Genomic DNA, 23,473 nt, shown 5'->3' with positions numbered 1-23,473 from the left:
GACTAATATTTTCCAAGACTGGGGTCACGGTGCGGATGCGGTAATCGGCGGTTTAAAAAAGGAGTCTAAAGCAGAAACCGCAAGAACGATCAAATCCTGTCCCCATCCATTTGATAACGTTGCTTCAGCACTCATGGAGATTCGTCATGCTGAGTATCGAAAGGGCCCTGTGGTATATCGAGCTGGAGCTGGGATCCCAACTCGATCTGGGACGTGTCGCGCACCATTGCAACATGTCTCCCTTTGCCTTGGCCCGCTTGTTTGCGCTGTCGACGGGCTGGTCGGTGATGCGTTACATCCGCGCACGGCGTTTGAGCCAAGCGGCATTGACCTTGCGTCGAGGTGCGCCGGATATCCTGCAAGTAGCGCTGGATGCTGGCTACGGCTCCCATGAAGCTTTTACGCGCGCCTTCTGCGATCTGTTTGGGTTCACTCCAAAGCAGGTGCGTGGGCACGAGGATGAACATCTCTCGCTGGTGGAGCCTCTACGTATGAAAGAAAGGAAGCTCATAACACTCTCTGAACCTCGCTTTGAAACTAGGGCAGAGTTTTTCATCGCGGGTCTGGGGGATCGTTTTACCTTCGATAAGAACGAAGGCATCGTCGGCTTGTGGCAAGCGTTCTCCCCCTACCTGGGACAGGTACCCAATCAGGTCAACAACGGGAGCTATGGCCTGTGCTGTAATCCTGGACCGGATGGTAGTTTTGAGTACATTGCCGGCACCGAGGTGTCCTGCGTCGAAGGTCTTCCTCCGGTTTTTCGGTATTTCAGGGTGCCGCAGCAAAACTATGTCGTGTTTCGGCACCAAGGCCATATCTCGACGATCCATCAGACGTTCTTCACCATTTTCAATCACTGGCTGCCTGAATCCGAATACGAGCTTGCCGACGCGCCTGAGTTCGAAGAGTACAGTCCTGATTTCGAACCCTCCCGAGGGAAGGGTTACGTGGATGTGTGGATACCGCTTGCAAGACGCCAAGCATTCCATGCCATCAATGTATAAATCAGACCACTAAGCATGGAGCCACCTCATGAGTTTTAATTGGCACAGCGATCAGCTCACAAGGAATACGACAGTTTGCAAGAATTACCGAAACACCCAAAACGTCCGCAGATTCATGGTGGAGCACTGCGGCGCGAGCTTTAAATTTGATAGAGGCTTTATGGCCTGGATACGTAATGGTGTACCTAAAACGCTCGGCGAAGCCGTCGATGAGTGGCTGCAGCGCAATCGCGATGGCCATTGAACAAATAATCTGGTGAGAAATGTGATTAATATTCGTGAAGCAACTACAGCCGACCTAGATATCCTACGTAAAATCGGCTGTGAGACCTACCAAGAGCACTTTTCGGACATCTGGTCTCTCTGGCATGCAGGTCTTCCTTAATCAAGACTTTTCTCCTACCTCGCTCGGCAAATCACTCGAATCCCCCGCTTGCCATTTGTGGCTTATAGCCTCTGACGAAAGCGGTAGGGTCGTAGGCTTTTCCAAAGTTAACTGGTCAACGCCTGCGCCTGTAACTGGCGAATTGGGCGCGGAGCTTCAAAAAATTTACTTTCTTAAGTCCGAAGCAGGACGAGGATATGGAAAACAACTCTTGCACTTCATTTACCGCCGAGCGATAGAGCGCGGAGAACGCTTGCTGTGGCTTGACGTACTCAAGACCAACTCAAATGCGCGGCGATTCTATGAAGGTTTCGGTTTCCAAGAAATCGGTGAAATCCCTTTCAAAACTGACCGGGTTGAAATTGGAATGGTAGTAATGGCATGCGAACTTTCCCGATAGGCATATTCGATGACCTCCCTGTCGGTTGGTTGTCATAACGACAACGCAGAAAAAGCCAGATGGCTTACCGGACACGTACGGTGATCAGGCCTTGAGCAGGCGATCCTCGTCCGGCTGTGCACAAAGCTCACCGGATCGTGCTGAAGGACGAATCGAAAAGCTTGGGGACCCCGATAATCGCCCCACCCTTTCCTTCCGCCCGCTTAGGGAAGAGGCGGATTCGCCGCGAAATCCGTAGGGATATTGAGAAAGGAATGCCAAGCATCTACAGCGTCATGATGCCGCTGGGCAGCATCCTCCCAAAAAGGACCAGATACCTCTTTCGCAGAAACCAGCATCATCATTTTTATCGTCGCAGCGTCCAGCTCTTTGAGAAGCTCATGGGATGTGGCCCTGAATTCTTCGAACGACGTCATTCCATTTGCCTCGGGCGGTGTTCACCGCAATTGAGAAATACATATTTCTCTATGAGTGGAGTCCCCCGGGCGACAGCAATTCCAAAAAGTCGGACCGCCGGTAAATTCATTTCGTAGCCGCCTTTAACCGGTTCCAATCCTGGCTGTTATGCGTCAAGTGCGATGTAGCTGAACGCCTGCCTCCCCTTCCGCTCTTGGAGCTTTTCCACATCTTATGAGGCGGGCAACTTACAAGTCGCCCGTCTTCACTATTCCGCCACCTGCGCCCGCAGTCGTCTCCCAATCACATCATGACATCACAACCATCGCGTAACGATGTGGTGAGCAATCTACAAAAATCAGTCAGCACACACCGTGTCGATTGATGATCATCGCAACCGCTTCCACCGGAGAGATCAGAGCTGTGTCTATGCAAAACGTAGCTTCATCCCACGGCTCATATTCGTGATCCAGTACCGACTGCCAGGTGGGCGGCGTCAGCCCGGGAATATCACCCCTCCTTGTTTCGACCCGGCGCCGATGCTCATCTTTATCGGAGCAAATCACTTGGATGTTTGCCAATCGGCTACTCGCCTGTGAGGCGATTTCGCTCCACGCGATTCGGCTTTCGAGGACGGGATTGACACAATCAACGATGACTGTGCGGCCCAAACGAAGATTACTCAGGGCAAGCTCATTAGCCACCATGTAACCACTGCGTCCCACATCTTGCGCAAGAGCGCCCGAGTTTCGAATCGCCTGCTCAATCGTATCGATCCGCAGGTACACGGCGCCTGTCGTAGCGGCGAGATCATTGGCGATAGTCGTTTTTCCGGTGCCGGGAAGACCGCTGAAGACGATGAGCATTCCATGTCCTTCGATTAGTGAGCAAATCCCGAGTAGGCAGCAGCCGGTTATGCGGTAGCGATTGCTCGATCTCACTCGCTCGCCGCGTCGACAGCTGGATCAACATTCCTTTAATGAAACCTGGGACAGACTACGATGTTAAAACTCGTACTGAAGGCAATCTTTCACATTCCTTTCACAGCCGAGAGCCTATGGTTATCTCAGCTCCTAGTGAAACCCTTTCAGCCCGGCCTCCCCAGTCGGGCTTTTCTTTGCGCGCCAAAGGTACGCCGACTCTGTTTTCCTCACTTTTCCTTCAAGCCTCAATGAAGAACCCTGTGACTCTCCCCGATCCTGATCCTGTCGAGCGCCCTGTTTAAAGCATCCAAGGCATCGAGCAGGGCTTTCGCCTCAGCTTCCCGACCATCGCCCCAGAGGCGTTCCGCCATTTTGTTCAGTGCCTGGATGGAGCGCTCAATGTCAGCAGCAGTCGCTGCTTTGCTTTCCTGAAGTTTCTTTGGCATTGATTGCCGCTCTTTGCTGAGACTGGGGACAGATTATGATTTTGAACTCACTGGAGGACATGGGGACAGACGTCGATTTGAACTCATGATCACTTTCTAACACACTGCAACGCCACCCTAGTGAGGCTCGCTCCCTGCGGGCTCGGCTCGTGAGGAAGGCATGGAAACGGCGGAAAAGATTTAAATTGGACCAAGCCATATCCAAGCGTGCCTGCACCATCTCATTTTTCGCTTGGACGATCTGCCCTGCCAAACTTAGCGCCCTCTTTTTGAACGCCCTGTGAAGCGCCTGCTCCTCGGTCTCGTTTCCCAGTGGCTTAACCGTCATCTCGGAAAATGTGAAAAGAACTTTGTCGCTGAGCACATAAAACGTGCCGCGACATTTTTGTATACCGCCCTGAAAAATAAAATCGACCGAACTGAACGCATGTTCGTCCATGTTTATGTAGTACAGCGGCTCACCCAGGAGGTTTCGAACTATTCCGTCCTGGTGAATCCGGCCCAAGGGTGCCCCATCGCTGCCCCGGCCTTTGAAGACCAAGTACCGACCGTTCGTGTAGTTGTACGGCATTAACGGTCCTCATCCCGAATAGACATCGGAACACATGGTTTGGCCATTCGCGGCCCCCACCCATGACCCGTCCACAACGCTATCAGGTCAGGACTCCCCATGCTCATTTCTTCTCATGCCTAAGCCGCCACGGTGGAAGAACCCCTTCGAAAAGTGAAAAGGCTCGATGCACGAAACGGTTGAAGCGAGCGGCATCACGCCGCAGCCCTGCCTGTTGACCCCCAATCAGGCACAGGTGGGCCACCTGTCCCATCACTTCTGCTTCGCCTGGCCTATGGGCCAAGCGACGACACGTCCGTACCGCGAAGTCCAACCGTCGTGTGTCAACACGCTGCTGAAACTCGCCTACCAACGGATCGTGCAGCGACCAGGCTCGGATGGAAACTTCCCGTCCGGGTTGTTTCTCAGCGGCAATACTCAAGTAGCGTTTCAAGATTTCGCCCGCGCTACGACCCTGCGCCGCAAAAGCGAGCATGCGCTCCGTGTAGTCTTCTTCCCAAGCGGCCAACAAGGTGCGGACAAAATCTTCGCGATTGCGGAAATGGTGATAGAACGATCCGCGGGTCACATTCAATCGGCGCGATAGACTCTCGGCTGACACGCCAATATGCCCTGTCTGGTCGAGGGCCTCAAAACCAGCCGCGATCCAATGGTGACGCGTTAGTTTTTCCATCCGTTATTTCGCTCCCTATTTGGCGCCATACAGACTGTGTATGGCGCGCAACCGATCGATACGCTGCGAACACCAGCAAAGATGGCCGTTGCGTTTTGCACCCCAGCACTTTTCATGGAGCTCGCCTTGAAGAAAATCGTTCTGGTTGCTTTCGACCAATTCACTGATATCGACCTATTCCTGATGTGGGACATCTTAGGCCGCAACACCGAGGACTGGCACGTCCGAATATTGGGTTCCAGCCCTGTCGTACGATCGGCCCACGGCCTGCCTGTTTCGGTACACGGTCCGCTTTCCGAGGCCAATAGTGCCGACGCGGTATTGTTCGTCAGCGGCAAGGAAGGAGTACCCGCTGCACTGGCCGCCCCGAATTTCCTGCCGTCGTTTGAACTTGACCCCAGACGCCAGCGAATCGGCTCCCTATGCGCCGGCGCTTTCATCCTTCAACGGCTTGGGCTGCTCAGCGGCCGAGCAACGACACACCCCGATGCACGATCGGGCTTGCAAGCGCTGGGACTTGAGCCCGTGGACCAGCCTCTCGTATGCCAGGGCAACGTTGCAACTGCTGGCGGGTGCCTTTCGGCGCTCTATCTGGTGGGATGGTTGGTTGAATCCTGGTTCGATGCCGACAAGCGCCGTGCGACGTTGCTCCCTGTTCTGCCGGCTGGACAGCAAGCGCTGTATGATGTGCTGATCGGGCTCAGTATCCGACAAGGAGAAGTTGGCGCCGCCCAACAAGAAACGCGACATGGCATGTCATCTAATTGGTAGTTAGAACTCAGGAAGAGATCCCCGATGCCCCGAGAATTTGAGCTCATTAAGTCCGTGCCGGTCCCCTCGAGGTCCGGCGTCACTCACCTCTACAAGTCGACGAACCTGGCGGACGCTTTTGCGATTCAGCTCCCTGCGGGCACATCCAGCGACCCAGACTTGCTTGCGCGATTCATCCTTTCCCACCAGCCATCCTGGATCGGATGGCTCATGAAAGTCCGAGACACTGCCGTTGCCTGTTTTGGTCTCAAGACAGCCAGACATCTGGCGACACTTGCTCATCGGATTCAAATCTTCAAGGTCTACAGCACGAACCAGACTGAAATCGTGTTGGGGGAGGACGACAAGCACCTCGACTTCCGGATATCGATCCTATGTTCTGAAGAGGTAGAGCCAGAAGGCAGTCGCCAACTGGTTTTTTCAACCGTGGTCCAGTGCCACAACCGACTGGGCCGGGCCTATATCTTCGTTATTGCCCCGTTTCATCGTTTGGTTGTTAAGGCGAGCCTGCGCCGTGCCGCGCGCATTGGTTGGCCTTTGGCTGCCTGAGCCGCGACGCCACAAACCCCGTGGCGAGGGAGCTTGCTCCCGCTGGGTGGCGAAGCCGCCCCAAAAAGGGATGGCGCCGTTTTACAGACAAACCGCATCAACCGGTTTACGACGGCTGCGCCGCCGAAAGGGAGCAAGCTCCCACTCGGCGATAAAGCCACCCTCGCTTGTTGAAGCACCGGGGACAAACCACGGACCGTCTCTTAATCGTAGTCTGTCCCCCGCTCTCCTCTTATGAACGGGCGGCTTATAGGTCGCCCGTCTTCATTACTCCGCCGCCTGCGCCCGCAATCGTCTTCCAATCACATCCATGACATCACAGCCATCGCGTAACGATGTGGTCAGCAATTTACAAAAATCAGTGAGCACCACGGTGTCTGAGCTGATGTCCGAGCGAAACGCGATATTTTCCAAGACTTGGGTCACCGTGCGGATGCGGTAATCGGCGGTTTCGAACAGGACGTCTAGAGGGGCCTCAGTGTCGATGAGCAGGGTTGCGGGGATGCAGTCGATGCCGGTGATGGGCATGTATCGGGTCATGAGCAGTACCTTCATTCAATTGATTTAGGTGCAGGAGCTTCTGCGCTTCATTCAATCGAGTCGCCAAACCCGAATCGCCATCTGGACGACAGAGAGACAATAAGTTGCACATCCAGATGCGGCAATGCGCTGGTTTCCGAAGTTCGTGTAGGAATTTGCGTCAATGCCTCTCGCGGCGATCGTTTGAGCCCTCATATCAGCGCTGCCGCGAGTTCTAAAGATAATTATCTTCTGGTGCGATGCTTCGTGTTTAGCACTTAAAAAGTACATTGCACCGGGTACACCACCCTTCAGCTGCGCTCCGGTTCATTGGAAAACGGAGGGGAGGATGACTTGTATCGGCAACCGTCAAAACCAGTGAGAATCCTATGAATCTACGCCGAATCTCGTCGGCTGGAACGCTCATGCCCGCCCCATCGACTATTTGAAGAACCCCGCCCGACACCCTGCTGTCAATCCGTTGCCACTCACACTGCCAGCCTGTTACCCACGTGAAGTCTCGAATTTGATAGTCGCCGATGGCGCTTTCGCATTGAGCGAGTTTCTTGTTGGAGAGGTCAAAGGCAAGAAACATGGGGCTTGGATAGCCGAGCAACTGAGTATCGTCAAGGCTCAGGCCTTCTTTTAGGTTGATGGATGCTACAAGTGCTTTTGCTCGTCTCTTGCGCCGTATCAAGTACCATATGGCGAGGCAAAAAATAGAAACAGAAGCCAGGAAGAGCTGACGTCCTTCGACTGTAAGCTTACCGAACGAAAACTCTATCATGCCCCACAAGAATCCTATCGTCGCAAGCCCCGATACCCAAGCGGCGGGGATCATTACTCTGTTAGCGAGGCTAGCTCCGAGCGTCCTCAAACAGCCTGTCATAACTGTATCCAATATCATTTATAGAAGAGCTCGTAGGTTATCACTCACAGAGCGTTAACTTATAGGACTTGGCCCATAATGCGCGTGAGGGTTAACTTAGTCGACCAATTTCAGAAACTCAGTAAAGTTGCTTGCCACGATTTCTATGCTTCCATCTGGATCCACGCCATCAAACGTAACTATCGGCCAGGGCTCCGACCCACGCAGATCGAAAGCGAACAATTGTCCTCCGCCATCGCTTCCAAAAACAAATAGACTAGGCGCGACTCTATCAAGAATAGCTATCAGCTCAGCGTCCGAGGCAGTGTCCGCCGAATCAAGGCAGAAATTGAAGGGAGGGGCCGAACACGGGCACTCTCCTCCATCGCTGAACGCTAATAGCTGGTAATAATCGGCAGGCTAGTTTCGAGGTGCCGCCATACGAAGAGCTTCGAGCGCTTCCGCAGAGGCTCCCATGTTACCGACCCATTCCGAGAGAATTTTCATTAAAACGTCTCCTTGCTGCTGCCTGGACGTAACCGTCCGGCCAACACATTTTCCTGATCCCCGTAGGCTACGGGGTCTGCCTTTGTCGATGTCAGCTACGCGGATCGAGCTTCGACTCTAGATAGATCTACGGAAGCTCTGATGGCATCAATTGCGTCTTGAGCGAGCGCCATAACTGTCGTTGTACTGATTTCAATCCGACTGATAATGTCTTCTCTCGGGCCTTGTTTCCAGGCAGCGCTTGCGTAAAAAGCATCTTGAGATACTTGGCGATGGCTCTCGCTTTCATAGGAACGAATCAGGTGATAGCTGTCACAATCATGTAATGAGTTGCCATAAGAAACGACATCTATGCCAGCTTCTAGGTGAAGCGGAACACTTACAGTCTGCATTATTTGATGAAAGCCCAATCCCGATCCTGGCTTTAAGGTGTACATCAAGATTTCAATAATTCGAGTCATTCCAAGTCTTCCATGTGGAGTTTCAACGTGAGTATCCGTACATCCCAGCTTACGTTATTAGGGGGGACTCCAGCTATGGCGGCGGTTGCGTAATCTCACTTGCTCGCTGCGTCGGCAGACGCGTAAGGACGTCATTCAAATAAGCAGACGGTTCATGCCCGTTGAGCCGCGCAGACTGGATTAAGTTCATGATCGCCGCGGCCCGTTGTCCGCTGCGTAGCGCCCCAGCGAAGAGGCAGTTCTTGCGTTCAAGAGCCCACGGCCGGATCTGATTCTCTGCCCATTTATGGAAAAAAGGGGATTTATTTTCGAGCCGGCTGCCAGTTGATCCAAGCGAATCCATTCGATGGAAGTTCGCAGTACAGCGAAGCAAAAATAAATTTGCCCCGCTTTTCCAGAAGATGCCTTCTAGTTAATACAGGTTTTTTCTGATCGCATCCTACTCACGAAACCGCAGGAACATTAAAGCCTCGCGTCAGCAATACAGTCCTCCATGTTTGAGATAAGCTATTTATTGTTTCAACTTTAACTTTATAGTAAGGATCGCCGACTCCGCCCGTCCGGGTCCACGCCACCACTCGCCTAACCCTGTTATCAATAATAATTATGCTAGCTGCACAGAATATATTTTTTATTGGAAATGTCCCCCCCGGCGTATCAGTTTTCGAGTCCCAGTATAAATTCTGAACGAAGCTGATGTCCGGCTGGTCCAAAATCACCTTATGTCCATCAACCACTTGAGATTTAGCGCTTTCATCGTAATAAGGATTAGGCTTATCTTCATCAAAAACATCGACATACCACTCTAAGGCATTCAAACCCTTTGAGAACTCTGGAATATCACTATCGAACCCCCCTTTTCCGGGACCATCAAGCCACTTTGCCAACTTTGACTTAAACTGAATCATATGTGAGTTAGCTGAAAATATAGTTATCTTAATCCCATCCGACAGATCCTCTTGACTATTTCCCTTTGCAGCACCGTTAATATCAACACCTGTTTCAACTTTAATTAGTTCGTCTTGATAGTTAAGACAATAAAATCCCATTTTCGTAACCTCCCTGTTCAACGTCGGCGTAGCTGGTTCGCCCCGCTCAGCTATCTTCAGGCACAACCCTCAGAGGGTAGCCTAACCATGGAGAAAATCCTCAGGAATCGAGGTTACGTCGCTCCGAGTTGCACCATAAATAGGGCTTAGCTCGGTCAGTAGATCAGCGGTTTTTAAATCCGCGCGTCGGGGGGCCGATTCCCTCAGTTCAGAGGCCCTGGTGAAATGCCAGGACTTCGCTTTTTTAGGACTGAAAAGGGGACGGACTGAAAAGGACTGAAAAGAATGGGGCTCCCCAGAAACCAGAAGCACGGCGCTGGGCCGGGCTGCGCCAAAACTGTCTATGAAGTCTTTGAGGCGCCGGAGAAGGCGCCATGGTCCGTGGAGTAAAACAAAGTCATCCTGGTAGGAGCTTGCGGCTAGAACCCGCTATCCGCCCAACCGCAACGCGGTCACGAACCTGAGCCCTGGTCAGTAGCGAGCAATGGACCGACAAGCAGACAGGCCAGCGAACCTGGGACAGCCCATGACGTTGAGTTTACTGTCCCGTCCTGAATAAGGTTTACACCTCCCGATCTGTTTTTCAGGAGGGTGTAATGGAATCAGCAAACGCGGCTAGGCGCGTTCACGTCGCTATAGTCGACTCTACTGCCGACCGTACTTCCAGGAGCCTTTCCCCAGTGTCTGACATGTCGACCAACTTCGCTTACACAAAACGCTTCAACGCCGTCCTCGCCTACATTAATGAGAATCTCGAAGGTGATCTGTCGGTGAATACGTTGAGCCATGTGGCGAACTTTTCGGCATTTCACTTCCATCGACAATTCACCGCGTTCGTAGGCGTGCCTGTTTCACGTTATGTGCAACTGATGCGATTACGACGCGCGGCGCATCGCCTAGCCGCCGTCGCTGATCACTCGGTACTGGACGCCGCACTCGGTGCCGGCTTCGAAAGTCCGGAGGCATTTTGCAGGGCGTTCAGGCGGGCGTTCGGTATGACGCCGAGTGCGTTCAGGAAAGAGCCGAATTGGCAGGTCTGGAATGCGGTGTTCGCAATCCCTCATTTTTCCAGGACTATCATCATGCAAATACGAATCGTGCAATTCCCTGAAGTCAGGGTCGCTTCATTTGAGCACTGCGGGCCCGCCGGGCTCGTCAATGAGAGCGTGCGCAAGTTCATCGAGTGGCGTAAGCAGAGCGGACAGTCGCCGGTGGCGTCGAGTCGCAGCTTTGGCATTCCCTATGGCAACCCCGATACGACACCTGCGCAGGCATTCCGCTTCGCAATCTGCGGCGAGATTCACGAGGCCGTGGCGCCGAATGAGTTCGGCGTGCGCGAAATCGTCATTCCCGGCGGTCGCTGCGTCGTGGTACGACATGTGGGATCACCGGATCACATCGGCGAAACGATCTATCCGATTTACCGCGATTGGCTTCCTGCCAGTGGAGAAGAACTTCGTGACCAGCCGCTGTTCTTCCATTACCTGAGCATCTATCCCGAGACACCGCAGGATCACTGGCAAACTGATGTGTATGTTCCGCTGCAATAGCGGGGCAAGCAGTTTTCGATCCTGAACTGACGTCGATGAATGTCCATTCAGACAGGCCAGCGAACCCGGGACAGCCCATGACGTTGAGTTTACTCATCATCAGATCGTGGCCTGCCCTGTTTTCCGGCGGCAATCAGCCGCTAGCACAGGATTTACAGACGCGCAGATTCCCTGTCTCGGGCGCTTTGCCCGGCCGGATAGCCGGCATTGGTACCACCTTCGTCTCTTTGCTGCAGTTATCACAAAAGATGCCGCCGCACGCTCGACAGTGGTGCTTACGGGTAAAGACGCCAAAGGCAGTATTGCAGCCGGGGCAGCGTTGGACGCTGTCGTCTGGTTTCCAGAGGCTGGGGCGGCTTTGCAACTGGCGAAACACGTCCTGCCCACCGGGAACTTCCGCAGCCTTGTAGAACGTTTCGATTCCTTTATGCACGCTCGTCGCGCCGGTCATGACCTCGTGGTAGGTATGGGTCGAACTCTGGCTGGTCGGCATGAAATGAAAGAAGGCGACAATACAGAACGCCAGCGCGGCAAGGCTATCATCGTCCTCGATCCCCATTTGCGTGGCGGCGTAAACCATATCCATCGCCGAGCCGGATTTACCTGCCCAAATGGAGTTGTTCAGGCTGCGCTGGTTGGCGATCCAGGGGTTGTCCTCCACAAGGCTGTATTTCTCGTTCTCGATGCGCATACCTCGGGTAGTGCCTCGATTTGGCGTCTCGAATCTGTTGCAGCGGCAGAAGTCGTGGATAGCGGCGACCTTTTTATACAGCCGGGTCAGCGGCAACTCGGTTGCGAGGGCGTCGACAATGTCCCGGGTCCAATCCAGTGTGGCGCCAGGGCCGTAGTACGACTCGCCCTCAGGGCAGTTGCGTTCTCTGTTGGTGATAGCCCGCTGGATATTCCCTATCAATCGGTCCAGCACATAACGTTCGAACATCTTGACGTTGGCGAGGACATCGAGCGCCAGGCGCTCTTCTTTTTGCCTGTTATCCGTGGCTGCAACATGCCCTCGTAGCGCGATGATCAGCGCGTCGATCGACGTGAATATTTTTTCCTGCGTGCTTTGCAATGCCAGACCGGTAGGTGCACCGTCCAGGCGCCCGGCAGGCGCGAACGGACTGTTCGAAGACACGGAGACGAATTGCCCGCGGGCATTGCCGCTCGCAATGGGTGCTGCTACCCAATCGTTGAACGTTGGCAGGAGCAGCACCGATTCGTTGGCGGCGAGCCGTGGCGCCACCTGCGTGCTCCAGAATGTCGTCTTGAGTTGTTTGCTGCGGAAAGGCCGGATCTTTCTCTCCCGCACCAGTTGCTCCACGCCCTCATCGGTGCAGTCGAAAACAAGGATCTCGTTGACCGTTAACATGGCTCGTCCTTGAGAGAAGAAATTGGCGGGTGGATCGCTTGGCCGCTTAGCAACACGTGGCTGCGCTAGCCATCAGTGATGGCCTGTGCATTCTCAAAAGTCTCGTATGCCGCGATGCTCACTTCGCTCAATTTGATGATCGAGAGCAAGTGTTCCAAGGCATCAACTTGCGCTTGATTGCTCATGGCTCGCGCCTTGAACTGACCCAATGTCGGAACACCAAGGAATAGCCCACAAATTCAAATCATGCCAACCGACGAATAAAAACCGAAAACCCGGGGACAGACCGCGATTTGAGCTCACTTGTAATCGGCCCATCTAATAATTGTGGCCAGTCGCCGTTTTTCTTCTGAAAGGAGAGCCACGGTACCGCCCCCCTGCTCGCTCGCGCAGTGAGGGGCCTTGGAAAAGGGGACAGATTATTTTCTAGCCGGCTGCCAGTTGATCCAAGCGAATCCATTCGATGAAAACTCTCAGCGCAGCGAAGCAAAAATAAATCTGTCCCCCTTTTCTATTAAGTTTTCGGGCTAATAGCGCATTGTCCAGACTCAGCTATCCTTGCTCATGCCTACGAGCCTGCCAGCGAAAAAAACTTAATGACAAGGGACTGACTCATGCACAAAACTATTATGCTATCGATTTTGTGTTCTGGCTTATACGGATGTTCAACCGCTCTAAGCACCCAAACGGCAGGGGAGGAAAATTCCGGTTTTACGTACATTCCACTTGATCCGTTCCCAGTTGTCACAGTCCCCGGAGACAACTGTCGAAAAACATCATCAAGCGAAATAGCTGCCGACCCTGGATATATTCCCTCGGCGCTCATCCCGCAAGGTCTTGATACCCCAGCTTATGAGGACATACTATCTTCCTTGCCCGACAATGCAGTGCGAATGGTGGTAGAAAACATAACAATTAAGGGATCCATCAGTTATGGAGCTGGAAAAATAGGAGGAAACCAGGAAAGGTATAGGATCACAGCCGACTATATTTCTGCAGACACAATAAATATGCCCGTATGGATTAAGAGGCAAGTAATGTATTCGTTTGCGCCACCAAACTATCAAGGATCTACCGGGACAAGACCAGACAATCTGACTCTCGCAGAGACTGCGCGAGAAACATATTCAACCAATGTAGACAACCAACCCCTTAATTTTAAAAAACTCAGTGAGAAATTTTTTGTGAAGCGAGCGAAGCGTGGGGAGGAGCCCCCCTTTGATTACTACGCCTACAATATCCCCGTATACGTCGGCATAGGAATAAGAATTATATCCAATGTTGAGATAACAGGAAAAAGCGCGAACATTTCCGGCATCGGGGCTATTGGCCTTGAGTCTCAGGCGAACAATCTCAAAGGAAGCCTGGTAGTACAAACTCTAGGGGTGAATGGAAAAGCTGTCTCTAGCGCGCTTCCAATGCAAAGTGAGTTGAATGCCACTACAGCCCAAAACGCTTTGATAGCAACGGCTTCAATAAAAACACTATTATACTCTGATGACACCCATGTCTATCCGCGAGTAGTAGGGTTGTATCTCCCATTCCCTAGCAATAAGGCGCTTGTGAATGCCATAATTTCAGAGCTTTCATCTAGCCAAGTAGAATGGAAAAGGCCTTGCAAATGGATCAGTAGTAAAAAAATCACGCCGTAGATCTAGTGCTGTGATCTGTTTTACGTGTTTCCTCGTCTTATTTATACGCTACCAACTTTGAGCGTTAGCCCCTGCTATGTCTACTTGGCGCTTGGACTTAGTAAAGTATCGAGGTAAAACTATAGATAAAAAGGAGACTGATTTATTTTCTAGCCAGCAGCTAATTGATCCAAGCAAATCCATTCGATGGAAGCCCGCAGCGCAACGAAGCAAAAAATAAACTGTCCCCTTTTTCTCTGCTGAAACTGTACGCGGCATCTAAATTTTATCGAGGCCCGCGAAACTGATGATTCGCATCCCCACTCACGATGGATAAAAAATACTCTTTGAATGCTTCTTCGAAAACACCTGAAGCAGGAAATACACTTACAGAAATATCAACAAAGCTGAATTGATAAATTCTATTCAAAACATCACAGACTTTAATCATATATTTGGCAGGATGTTCCTCATCAAACCCCGTAGGAGTAAACCCGTCCAAATATATTTGCTGACAAGCGCTTTGCAAATTACGCATCTGCATACTACCTGACAACTGCATAGCAGTTATTACCCACCGATGAATCCCTATTGATTTTTTATAACCCCCATGAGAAAAATTACCCAAAGCAACATAAGTACTCTCCCAAGAACGCAGGCACTCTCCAGTACCTATAATTGAGAATGACTTAGTTAAATCTCTATTATTTGGAAAAATATCATCATAGAGCTTTGCACCATTATAGAAAACAACCCCCAAATCACGCTCAACCTGCTGAAGGAGCTCATCGAAGTGTTTCTTGTGGGAGGTCAACTCGTTAAATCTAGTCGCACTGCGGCTTTGGATTGCTGCGTCCTTCGAAATTTTTGCACTTTGCCAAGCTGCTACCGCCGCAGCAAATGTTCCTATAGCAGAAACTATTCCCACAAAATCGGTCATACTTATTTTGCCAGGGGTAATTTTAAAAAAAATACCTCCTGCCATAAAAAGTCCAAAACTGACACACCAAACTACCCAATCAGGTCCTCGCCGCACTCAATTTCCCCCTCATTCAAGAACTTTAAAAAGTAGTAACGAGAGAAGGGACAGATTTATTTTCTAGCCCGCTGTCAGTTGATCCAAGCAAATCCATTCGATGAAAATTCTCAGCGCAGCGAAGCAAAAATAAATCTGTCCCCTTTTCCCTTAAAATAAATCTGTCCCCTTTTCCCTTAAAAGCCCCGATCCAAGTCGGGGCTTTCTCGTTTCTGCTGGACGCAAAACCCGCTCGACGGCGGGCCGTGCTTATTAGTTTTTGCAGACCACCTGCGGAGGAGCAGCATGCGTCAGCTTTTGGGGAATCACAATCGAAGTGCCAGGCAAAGTGGTGAGTTCGAGAACCGCCAACATGCAAATTAGCGCTGGCTCGCCATCTTTGCTTGGTCTGCCATCCACCCCTACCACCGCTTCGTAGTCTTTCCCTGGTTCCAGCTTGTAAACGAGCGCCTGGCCACCACAGGTCCGGTAAGAGCTGCCGTTGCCCGCAATGGTCGCGCCCAGGGTTGCAATTTGGAATGGCAGATCCGCCCTGACGCGATACTCGGTTACAACCTCTTTGTAAGCCCCTTCCCCCATCCGAATTGCAGGGATGTACTGGATAAGACTGGGCCAAACTCTTTTCGGTACGCCAACGCTCGCCGACTTCAGGGGATACTGCGGATAGTTGATGCTCGCCGTACCGTCCTGCCCGAAACGTCCGGCTTCAGCCATTTTATGCCGGGTAGCAGGAGCACAACTGCCGACGATGCTATCTCCATACACGTCAGCGTTCGTGATAACGCGAACACGCGCCATTCCCTCTGATTGAGCAGGCTCTTCGTATGGAACTGAAGGTATTCCAGAGCAACCAGCAAGTGCTACAGCAAGAAAAGTTACGGAAGTGACAACCCGCATGACCATGTCCTTATGTGTACGCCAACAAAAAAGGGCCCACCTTTCGGTGAGCCCTTCTAGACCGCCCAGCAGAGCGGATTTTATTTAGTAGGCGCGATTGGACTCGAACCAACGACCCCCACCATGTCAAGGTGACCGTGAAGGAAGTATAACACCATGAAGAAGAAACCGGGACAGACCACGATTTGAGCTCACTTGTAATTGGCCCATCTCACAATCGTGGTCTGTCCCTGTTTTTTCCCAAACCAAATCCTGACGCTATGGGATGCGGATGAACAATATGACCGCCAAGGAAGGGAAAGCTGCGAAGTCTGGGGTCAGGTCGGCATCGGAACCAGCGCTTACATGGCAGCCATTCGCGCTATCAAGGGTCATGTCACAGTTGATGAGGACGCTTCAACTATCTGAGGTAGAGGAGCACTAATGATTAAGGAGGGGTCCAGGCTACGAATCCTATTCTCCATATGGTAGGCACCGCTCTCGGTGTAGCGTAAGAAACAGCGACCGCAAATAGAGCACTCCGAAATCTTGCATAGATTGTAGGGAAAGTAGAGCGGTGCAATCGGAGCATCCAACGACCAGTAATTAGTATCACTCGGATGATACTCGGTCAGCGTCATCACTTCCTCGAGGTCATACATGAGCGTGCCAATATCGACTAATAGGGTCTCTGGCAGGGAAATCAGAGGACTTTCCCACCCTACCAGTATCTTTTTCGTACAAATGCAGACATCGCGAACGGAATGGGAGCGTTCTGCTAACGCATAAAGCTCAGAATGACTTAGATATTTGAGAGTATTCAAGATCGACCCTTTCCTGGCAATGATTCAAAAAGCCAACGGCTACTTATTACTCAGCGACGGTAATTTTGAGATACCAAATGTGCTCCAGGCTGTGCAAACCAGCGCAGTTAGAGTCATGATTATCAATACGCTCCATCCTGGCAAATAACTATGAGACAAGTCCTTCAGGAAACCCAATGCGGGTGGCATTATGACAATCGCAACTTGATTAATTGCCATGGCTAAACCTAGTGCGAATCCAGTTTTATCCGGTGGTGCGGAATCAGCAACGTAGGCTACCCATGGACCATACCAGCCAAAACCGAAGAATCCGAGCCAGCCGACTAATATGCTCAACATCCAGAAAGAACGCAAAGGACACCAAGCGAGAATGATTAAGCCGAAAATAACTGCGAGCATACAGATCAACACAGGGAAATACCGACCCGATTTGCAGCGATCACTCCAAGCGGCTAAGATGATTCGCCCAGCTATACCCGCTCCTTGGGCAATCAACAGTAATGTGGCAGCGGCTGTGATGCTCAAATCGAGCAGATCATAAAGATAAAGTGCTGTGAATATCAAAATCCCATACTGGACCGAAATAAGGCTAACACCCGAGAATATAATATTCTTCATCGCGGGGTCGCCTAGCATGGATAACCTTGAAGCCAGAACGGCTTTTAGTTGCTTTTTATCAGACTTCACCGGTGGGGGCTTGTTAGGATTGGCAGAGCGATAAAAACTTAAAAAAGTTAGAGCGCCAAACAATGCGACAAGTCCGCCCGCTAAAAAGGAGTACTGCCACCCCCAACGGGTGGCAATGTAGGGGAGTATCGCCGCTGAGAGCGCACCTCCCAAAGGCAAGCCCGCCTGGCGGATACCCATTGCAAATCCTAACTGGTTTTTTGGAAACCAGGTAGAAACAGATTTGCTGCCGCCAGGTTGCGCAGTGCTGTAGCCAGCACCGACCACGATCAAAAACATAAGCAATGATAGGTAGCTGTTAGCAAGCGTTGAAGCGCAAAGTGCGACCGCAACGATTAGCGTCCCCATACCAACAACTATGCGCTCTTCAAATCGATCTAATAACTCGCCAGCAACTAGCAAGCCGAGGATAGGGACTAATTGGGCAGCTGAGACCAATAATCCTATTTGCATCGTGGACAGATTCCAATCCTGTTGGATGAAAATAGCAATAGCACCGATACCTTGTACAAAGAAACAGGCGCTCGCTTGGGCCACCGTGGCGATTAAAAGAATAATCCAGCGATAATTGGATTTCTGGCGCAAACTGCTTACATCAGTCATTGAAAAGCTCCAGCACTTCCTGATATGCCAAGAGGTCTTTGACGTTGTGCTATGAGATGTTCATCCCTGACAATATCGAGCCCCATACGGTTAATGATAGCTTCTGGATTAAGCTCAGGCGCTACATTATTATAGCCCATTTCTTCAAGCACACTCCATGAGTTGTCGGTTGTCACACATATGCACTTCTCCCCCCTCGCCCACACCATAGGGTGTATCTTCCATGCCTACACGTAGAATATCTACGCCGCTTCCCGGCTGGCAGGCGTATGTAGCAAGTCTCCTTAAAGCACACATTTCTGTTCCTTTCCGTGGACCAACGTCCACTGCCTGGTAATGCAGAGGTGCTTGCTGGGGAATAATCGCGGCACCGACAGTGATGGTTATCTTACGCTTCTTATAATCCGGATTGGAAATGTCAGATTCCAAGCTCTTGGCCACTTCAATTATGTTGCAAAATTCGTCATATGATGACGGAAACGGAAGACGACTGGAGAACCCGAATAATAGGATGATATTTAGCTGGCCGGAGCTGCCCAACTGCAAAGATGGATGCTCAACGGCGAACCGCGTCATGCCGTAGCTTCGAGCAAGTTGAACCCATTCTACCTCATGAAACAGCCCTAGTTGTCTACGAGCTGAAATCGCACTTCTGTACACCTGGAACTGTATCGACGGTGAAGTACTACCATAGTCGGCGCCTTTACTCGTGGAATTTGTTTCCATGGTGGCCTGCGCAACACGTGCAGACGGCACGTATTTGTTTATGTCTTCGAGAAAAGCAGAGCTGTGCATATACTCAAAATCAAGTTTTTGCGTTTTCTTTTCCAACTCGCATATGATCTGTAGCTCTATCGCGGCTTGAATGGTGACAAAGTGAGCTCCGCCGAAATGTAAAGGTAAAGCGCATTGGCTAACCCGCTCCCATTCACCAAATGTCCTAATGTTTTCTTGAACCTCTTTACCGTTGCGACTAGCCCCAAAACTCAATAGAACGTCTTTGCAGGAGCGCTGTATATTTCGGCTCACCGCCTGGTAGATGTCATTGTCGGTTGTTTGTTCCTGCGTTATCGGGTTTCGCGCATGATAGTGATAGTAACGGCATCCGAGATCGTAAAGTTCGATTGCTTCTTTAACGATGGCGTCTTGGCCTCCCTTGATAGTCGCGCCTGTGCAAATAGAATCGAGAAGCTTATCCCCAGTGAGATAATGGTTGCGGGGGGTAAATTTTGCACCCGTGGATGCGCAACCTAAGATAAGAGTGCTCTGTGGATTACTCATATTACTTCCCTGTCAAATGGTTAAATACCCTTTAATCGACTGTGCCGGTACGCTGACTAGTACCTTGTCAATATCGGTGTCGGCTGGGCTTTGACGTTTTATCAGTTTGCCAATTTCGCACGTTGCGGATTAAGCAAGATTTTTTGAAAAAACCTCATGCCAGAGCGGTTTTTTTGACTTTCAGCCCCTTGGTTGCGCATGTCATGATACGACCACCAAAAAATTGCGAGATCAGCAAGATGACGGATTTTCGAACCTTAAAGGATTTTATCGTGCTGGCCCGCGTTCGAAGCTTTTCCCAAGCCTCGACACATTGCAATGTGACAACCTCTGGCTTGAGCCGTAGGATCACCGCTTTAGAGGAATGGTTAGGTGCTTCGTTGTTTGATCGTGCACGCCACCAGCTAGAGCTTACCGATGCGGGTGCCGAGTTCCATGTTGCTGCTGTCGAAATCGTAGAGCTGTTAGAAAAAACGAGAAACTCGGCTATCCGTACTCAAGAGAAATTCAGGCGGCAAATTTCTATTGTTGCGCCACATATCATGTCGAGAGCGTTTTTTCCGGCTTGGTTGCCCAGGGCGAGTAAGCAATTAGAGGCAACTCGCTTTTCCATAGACTTCGCTAACCTTCCTGAATGTTTCAAGCAGCTAACTAATCGCTCAGTGGATTTTGTTGTCGCTTTTGAAGACAAGCATAATGGCATTAATGAACATCTCAATAAAACATTATCACTAGGGGAACTTGAGTGTTTGAAAATTGGCCGCGAGTGGCTAGTTCCTGTGAGCGCACCTAATTTGCTAGGAGCACCTTTAAATAGCATTGGTTCACCTAGAGGTGAAATCTCGTACCTTCATTATCACCAGGATTGTTCTTTAGGTTGGGCGCTTGAAGAATTTCTAAAGGTCAATCCAAGTTTGCCAGCACTTCGTAAAATTCATGATAGCTCTCTGGCCGACGGCCTTCGCTCCATGGCGATAACTGGGTTAGGCGTTGCATGGCTTCCTTTGGAGATCGTTCGGAACGATCTGGAAAGGAAAGATTTGGTTCGTGCAGGCAATACAGAATTTGATATAGCCTTAGAAATTAACATTTATCGTCGCAAAGAAAAGCTAGGCGCGAATGCTGAGATTTTATGGGACAATCTTAGTAGCATGACAAATGATTCCAGATTTACCGTAGCTAGCCTCGATACCTCATATACTTCACTAAGCTAGCTAATTCCTATACGCCGTTTATCAGGACCATTCATCGCGCCATAAAAATGAATACCAGGAAGTGCTTGGGCGAGCGCGCTGTGTAAGAATCGGATGGCCTGCATGGGCCGGGATCTTGTTTTGTGTGGTGCAACACAAGCTGCCGACTCATGCAGGTCTCTTCAATATTCCAACTTCTTGATTTTGCGTAAGAATTCGGGGTTCCCTCAGAATCTATCCCTTTTATTGTGGCGTATAGGAGGGGCCAGGTCGGTATCAGAAAGAGGTCGCGATTGCTTGAGCCAGTTGCTGGTCAGACATCAGCGGTTGCTTGTATGCCGTATGGTAATAGCGTACCGCCTGCTCAAACTGAGCTCCGCGAATCTCGCCATCCGAGCCAATGAATGCAAGCGCGTCGGCCTTGGCGGGCTTGAAGTTTCTTGCGGCCAGTTCGGAAAGCCCGGTAGTTGCAGAAAGGACAGTGGTTGGAGCTAACGTAATCATCATCATCGAGTTTTCATACGAGCCCTTAGGTTCCGCGGCTGTATGAGCGCTGATTGATACCAGGACGGCAATTGCCAAAGTCTTCCATGACCCCATACTTCGATACTTCCATTGTGATCAAAGGGTTGATATCGGTGCTCGTTTTTCCAAAGCGTTTCCAAACACAACAAAAAAAGGCCCACCTTTCGGTGAGCCCTTCTAGACCGCCCAGCAGAGCGGATTTTGTTTGGTAGGCGCGATTGGACTCGAACCAACGACCCCCACCATGTCAAGGTGGTGCTCTAACCAACTGAGCTACGTGCCTGCTGTGAGGCGGCATTCTACGGAATTCCGGAGGGGTGTCAACACCTTTTTTTCACCTAACCCTATGAATATGCAAAATATTTAATTTCACCGATGCGACGAAGATTTGGAGGTGGCTGGCGGCCGATTTTTATCTCGGGTAGGATCGCTGCATTCGTAAAAAATATAAAACAGAGGTTGCAGAATGGCGAACACATCCTATCCAGCGTCCTATTACGCCGCGTCGGCCAACCCAGTTCCTCCCCGCCCTGCCCTGCAAGATGACGTCGAGACGGATGTGTGCGTGATCGGCGCCGGTTACACCGGCCTGTCCTCTGCGCTGTTTTTGCTGGAGAACGGTTTCAAGGTAACGGTGCTTGAGGCGGCGAAGGTCGGCTTTGGGGCTTCGGGTCGCAACGGCGGGCAGATCGTTAACAGTTATAGCCGCGACATTGATGTGATCGAGCGCAGCGTCGGCCCTCAGCAGGCGCAGTTGCTGGGCAACATGGCGTTCGAAGGCGGGCGGATCATTCGTGAGCGGGTGGCGAAGTATCAGATTCAGTGTGATTTGAAGGACGGCGGTGTATTCGCCGCCCTCACCGCTAAACAGATGGGCCACCTGGAGTCGCAGAAGCGTTTATGGGAGCGTTTCGGGCATACCCAGTTGGAGTTGCTGGATCAGCGGCGCATTCGCGAGGTGGTGGCTTGCGATGAGTATGTGGGCGGCATGCTCGATATGAGCGGCGGGCATATTCATCCGCTCAACCTGGCGCTGGGCGAAGCGGCGGCTGTGGAGTCGCTGGGCGGGGTGATTTATGAGCAATCGCCAGCGGTGCGCATCGAGCGTGGTGCCAGCCCGGTTGTGCATACGCCACAGGGTAAGGTCAGGGCCAAGTTCATTATCGTGGCGGGCAATGCTTACCTGGGCAATCTGGTGCCGGAGCTGGCGGCCAAGTCGATGCCTTGCGGTACACAAGTGATCGCCACCGAGCCGTTGAGTGATGAGTTGGCGCATAGCCTGCTGCCCCAGGATTATTGCGTCGAAGACTGCAACTACCTGCTCGATTACTACCGGCTGACGGGCGACAAGCGGCTGATCTTCGGCGGCGGCGTGGTGTATGGCGCGAGGGATCCGGCGAACATTGAGGCGATCATTCGTCCGAAGATGCTCAAAGCCTTCCCGCAACTCAAGGATGTGAAGATCGATTACGCCTGGACCGGAAATTTCCTGCTGACGCTGTCGCGTCTTCCGCAGGTCGGGCGGCTGGGGGATAACATTTATTATTCCCAGGGCTGCAGCGGCCATGGCGTGACGTATACGCACCTGGCGGGCAAGGTTCTGGCCGAGGCGCTGCGGGGTCAGGCTGAGCGTTTTGATGCGTTTGCGGACCTGCCCCACTACCCTTTCCCAGGCGGTCAGTTGTTGCGTACGCCGTTTGCGGCGATGGGGGCTTGGTATTACGGGTTGCGGGATAAATTGGGGTTCTGAGAACGACAACACATCACCAAAGGGCTGTTTCGCAGCCCAACGGGGCGGTGCGACGTTTCGCTAAATCCCCTCACCACAAGCAAGCTCCCTCGCCACGGGCTTGTTCCAATCTTTCAAATCCGAAAACAAAAAACCCCGGTCTTTCGACCAGGGTCTTTGCTATCGACTAGAAGTAGCTTTGTAGCTTGCTTCTTAGCTTCAAGGCGTTCAGTGGGCCTCGAAGCAGATATGGCGCAGCGGACGGGACTCGAACCCGCGACCCCCGGCGTGACAGGCCGGTATTCTAACCGACTGAACTACCGCTGCGTATCGCTATGGACTTGCGTCCAGTTAACTCGTCTGATCAAAACCCTTGGGTCTGGATCTCGAACCAGGCGAACCTGCTTCGGAAAATATGGCGCAGCGGACGGGACTCGAACCCGCGACCCCCGGCGTGACAGGCCGGTATTCTAACCGACTGAACTACCGCTGCGCGTCGGTGGAGGCTTTTGACAGCTTCCGTCTTGCTTTCGCAAAACTCTCGTAAAACATGGTGGGTGATGACGGGATCGAACCGCCGACATTCTGCTTGTAAGGCAGACGCTCTCCCAGCTGAGCTAATCACCCTTTGCTTCGTTGAGGCCGCG

The 23,473-nt window shown here is 51.6% G+C and carries 22 protein-coding genes, 4 tRNA genes and 3 pseudogenes; 9 read left to right on the top strand and 20 right to left on the bottom strand.

Annotation, left to right across the window (positions count from 1 at the left end):
* Window positions 1-146 precede the first annotated feature (146 nt).
* From Q7F16_RS12730 to Q7F16_RS12720, 3 genes and pseudogenes are all read left to right on the top strand, one after another.
* Window positions 147-1,004 (top strand): AraC family transcriptional regulator, encoded by an 858-nt coding sequence (locus tag Q7F16_RS12730; protein WP_046063486.1) that lies wholly within the window; start codon window positions 147-149, stop codon window positions 1,002-1,004.
* 28 nt (window positions 1,005-1,032) lie between these two features.
* Entirely contained in the window at window positions 1,033-1,248 is a 216-nt protein-coding gene (locus tag Q7F16_RS12725; protein WP_082097972.1) for a DUF6434 domain-containing protein, read from the top strand.
* Between the two features lie 21 nt (window positions 1,249-1,269).
* A pseudogene (locus Q7F16_RS12720) lies at window positions 1,270-1,789 on the top strand (GNAT family N-acetyltransferase).
* Window positions 1,790-1,992: 203 nt separating this feature from the next.
* Here the strand turns inward: Q7F16_RS12720 and Q7F16_RS12715 are convergent.
* The 5 genes from Q7F16_RS12715 to Q7F16_RS12695 all read right to left on the bottom strand — a co-directional run bounded on the left by Q7F16_RS12715 (window position 1,993) and on the right by Q7F16_RS12695 (window position 4,798).
* Window positions 1,993-2,205 carry a hypothetical protein gene (locus Q7F16_RS12715; protein ID WP_024619476.1) on the bottom strand — a complete coding sequence of 71 codons (213 nt, stop codon included), beginning with the start codon at window positions 2,203-2,205 and terminating at the stop codon, window positions 1,993-1,995.
* 342 nt (window positions 2,206-2,547) lie between these two features.
* A complete protein-coding gene (locus Q7F16_RS12710) occupies window positions 2,548-3,051 on the bottom strand; it encodes an AAA family ATPase (protein ID WP_409556215.1) in 504 nt (167 codons plus the stop codon).
* A 302-nt stretch (window positions 3,052-3,353) separates the two neighbouring features.
* Complete coding sequence (locus Q7F16_RS12705; protein ID WP_409556214.1) at window positions 3,354-3,554, bottom strand: hypothetical protein; 201 nt, start codon at window positions 3,552-3,554, stop codon at window positions 3,354-3,356.
* The gene (locus Q7F16_RS12700; RefSeq protein ID WP_409556213.1) at window positions 3,511-4,125 is read right to left on the bottom strand and encodes a hypothetical protein; all 615 of its coding nucleotides are present in this window, start codon (window positions 4,123-4,125) and stop codon (window positions 3,511-3,513) included. Before Q7F16_RS12700 ends, Q7F16_RS12705 begins: the two co-directional genes overlap by 44 nt.
* Window positions 4,126-4,228: 103 nt before the next feature.
* Window positions 4,229-4,798, bottom strand: coding sequence for a TetR/AcrR family transcriptional regulator (locus tag Q7F16_RS12695; RefSeq protein ID WP_079302038.1), 570 nt, complete (start codon window positions 4,796-4,798; stop codon window positions 4,229-4,231).
* A gap of 126 nt (window positions 4,799-4,924) precedes the next feature.
* On the opposite strand from Q7F16_RS12695, the gene Q7F16_RS12690 reads away from it, so the two are divergent.
* Complete coding sequence (locus tag Q7F16_RS12690; RefSeq protein WP_409556212.1) at window positions 4,925-5,569, top strand: DJ-1/PfpI family protein; 645 nt, start codon at window positions 4,925-4,927, stop codon at window positions 5,567-5,569.
* 24 nt (window positions 5,570-5,593) lie between these two features.
* Entirely contained in the window at window positions 5,594-6,118 is a 525-nt protein-coding gene (locus Q7F16_RS12685) for a DUF2867 domain-containing protein (RefSeq protein ID WP_409556211.1), read from the top strand.
* Window positions 6,119-6,385: 267 nt separating this feature from the next.
* Here the strand turns inward: Q7F16_RS12685 and Q7F16_RS12680 are convergent, their stop codons facing one another.
* From Q7F16_RS12680 to Q7F16_RS12660, 5 genes and pseudogenes are all read right to left on the bottom strand, one after another.
* Window positions 6,386-6,658: a hypothetical protein gene (locus Q7F16_RS12680; RefSeq protein WP_003203821.1), complete on the bottom strand. Its 273-nt coding sequence runs from the start codon at window positions 6,656-6,658 to the stop codon at window positions 6,386-6,388.
* Between the two features lie 964 nt (window positions 6,659-7,622).
* A pseudogene (locus Q7F16_RS12675) lies at window positions 7,623-7,913 on the bottom strand (SMI1/KNR4 family protein); the annotation flags it as partial.
* Window positions 7,914-8,107: 194 nt separating this feature from the next.
* Entirely contained in the window at window positions 8,108-8,473 is a 366-nt protein-coding gene (locus Q7F16_RS12670) for an NIPSNAP family protein (RefSeq protein ID WP_074849742.1), read from the bottom strand.
* A 73-nt stretch (window positions 8,474-8,546) separates the two neighbouring features.
* A pseudogene (locus Q7F16_RS12665) lies at window positions 8,547-8,753 on the bottom strand (transposase domain-containing protein); the annotation flags it as partial.
* Window positions 8,754-8,916: 163 nt separating this feature from the next.
* Window positions 8,917-9,522 carry a hypothetical protein gene (locus Q7F16_RS12660; RefSeq protein ID WP_152667538.1) on the bottom strand — a complete coding sequence of 202 codons (606 nt, stop codon included), beginning with the start codon at window positions 9,520-9,522 and terminating at the stop codon, window positions 8,917-8,919.
* Between the two features lie 680 nt (window positions 9,523-10,202).
* Between Q7F16_RS12660 and Q7F16_RS12655 the strand changes: the two genes are divergently transcribed.
* On the top strand, window positions 10,203-11,072 hold the full coding sequence (locus Q7F16_RS12655) for an AraC family transcriptional regulator (RefSeq protein WP_409556210.1): 870 nt from the start codon (window positions 10,203-10,205) through the stop codon (window positions 11,070-11,072).
* A gap of 133 nt (window positions 11,073-11,205) precedes the next feature.
* Here the strand turns inward: Q7F16_RS12655 and Q7F16_RS12650 are convergent, their stop codons facing one another.
* Window positions 11,206-12,441 (bottom strand): FYVE zinc finger domain-containing protein, encoded by a 1,236-nt coding sequence (locus Q7F16_RS12650; RefSeq protein WP_409556209.1) that lies wholly within the window; start codon window positions 12,439-12,441, stop codon window positions 11,206-11,208.
* A 614-nt stretch (window positions 12,442-13,055) separates the two neighbouring features.
* On the opposite strand from Q7F16_RS12650, the gene Q7F16_RS12645 reads away from it, so the two are divergent.
* A complete protein-coding gene (locus Q7F16_RS12645) occupies window positions 13,056-14,093 on the top strand; it encodes a hypothetical protein (protein WP_152667537.1) in 1,038 nt (345 codons plus the stop codon).
* A 265-nt stretch (window positions 14,094-14,358) separates the two neighbouring features.
* On the opposite strand, the gene Q7F16_RS12640 is transcribed toward Q7F16_RS12645, so the two are convergent.
* The 4 genes from Q7F16_RS12640 to Q7F16_RS12625 all read right to left on the bottom strand — a co-directional run bounded on the left by Q7F16_RS12640 (window position 14,359) and on the right by Q7F16_RS12625 (window position 19,379).
* Window positions 14,359-15,057 (bottom strand): hypothetical protein, encoded by a 699-nt coding sequence (locus Q7F16_RS12640; RefSeq protein WP_409556208.1) that lies wholly within the window; start codon window positions 15,055-15,057, stop codon window positions 14,359-14,361.
* 303 nt (window positions 15,058-15,360) lie between these two features.
* A complete protein-coding gene (locus Q7F16_RS12635) occupies window positions 15,361-16,005 on the bottom strand; it encodes a hypothetical protein (RefSeq protein WP_046063481.1) in 645 nt (214 codons plus the stop codon).
* 842 nt (window positions 16,006-16,847) lie between these two features.
* Window positions 16,848-18,098 (bottom strand): MFS transporter, encoded by a 1,251-nt coding sequence (locus Q7F16_RS12630; protein ID WP_409556207.1) that lies wholly within the window; start codon window positions 18,096-18,098, stop codon window positions 16,848-16,850.
* A gap of 144 nt (window positions 18,099-18,242) precedes the next feature.
* Complete coding sequence (locus tag Q7F16_RS12625; protein ID WP_409556206.1) at window positions 18,243-19,379, bottom strand: 3-keto-5-aminohexanoate cleavage protein; 1,137 nt, start codon at window positions 19,377-19,379, stop codon at window positions 18,243-18,245.
* 143 nt (window positions 19,380-19,522) lie between these two features.
* Here Q7F16_RS12625 and Q7F16_RS12620 point away from each other — a divergent pair, with 143 nt between their 5' ends.
* Entirely contained in the window at window positions 19,523-20,593 is a 1,071-nt protein-coding gene (locus Q7F16_RS12620) for a LysR family transcriptional regulator (protein ID WP_152667535.1), read from the top strand.
* 255 nt (window positions 20,594-20,848) lie between these two features.
* Here Q7F16_RS12620 and Q7F16_RS12615 read toward each other — a convergent pair whose 3' ends face one another.
* Entirely contained in the window at window positions 20,849-21,082 is a 234-nt protein-coding gene (locus Q7F16_RS12615; RefSeq protein WP_327179074.1) for a DUF2388 domain-containing protein, read from the bottom strand.
* A 221-nt stretch (window positions 21,083-21,303) separates the two neighbouring features.
* Window positions 21,304-21,380: transfer RNA gene (locus Q7F16_RS12610), tRNA-Val, on the bottom strand.
* Window positions 21,381-21,563: 183 nt separating this feature from the next.
* Between Q7F16_RS12610 and Q7F16_RS12605 the strand changes: the two genes are divergently transcribed.
* Complete coding sequence (locus Q7F16_RS12605) at window positions 21,564-22,847, top strand: NAD(P)/FAD-dependent oxidoreductase (protein WP_095962018.1); 1,284 nt, start codon at window positions 21,564-21,566, stop codon at window positions 22,845-22,847.
* Window positions 22,848-23,076: 229 nt separating this feature from the next.
* On the opposite strand, the gene Q7F16_RS12600 is transcribed toward Q7F16_RS12605, so the two are convergent.
* From Q7F16_RS12600 to Q7F16_RS12590, 3 genes are all read right to left on the bottom strand, one after another.
* Window positions 23,077-23,153 (bottom strand) — tRNA-Asp (locus Q7F16_RS12600).
* Window positions 23,154-23,242: 89 nt separating this feature from the next.
* A tRNA-Asp gene (locus tag Q7F16_RS12595) sits at window positions 23,243-23,319 on the bottom strand.
* A gap of 58 nt (window positions 23,320-23,377) precedes the next feature.
* Window positions 23,378-23,453: transfer RNA gene (locus tag Q7F16_RS12590), tRNA-Val, on the bottom strand.
* Window positions 23,454-23,473 lie beyond the last annotated feature (20 nt).

The organism is Pseudomonas sp. Lb2C2 (assembly GCF_052112205.1).
Lineage (GTDB): Bacteria > Pseudomonadota > Gammaproteobacteria > Pseudomonadales > Pseudomonadaceae > Aquipseudomonas > Aquipseudomonas kilonensis.
The sequence above is the reverse complement of the archived record's forward strand: the minus strand, read 5'-3'. Positions and strand labels throughout refer to the sequence as shown.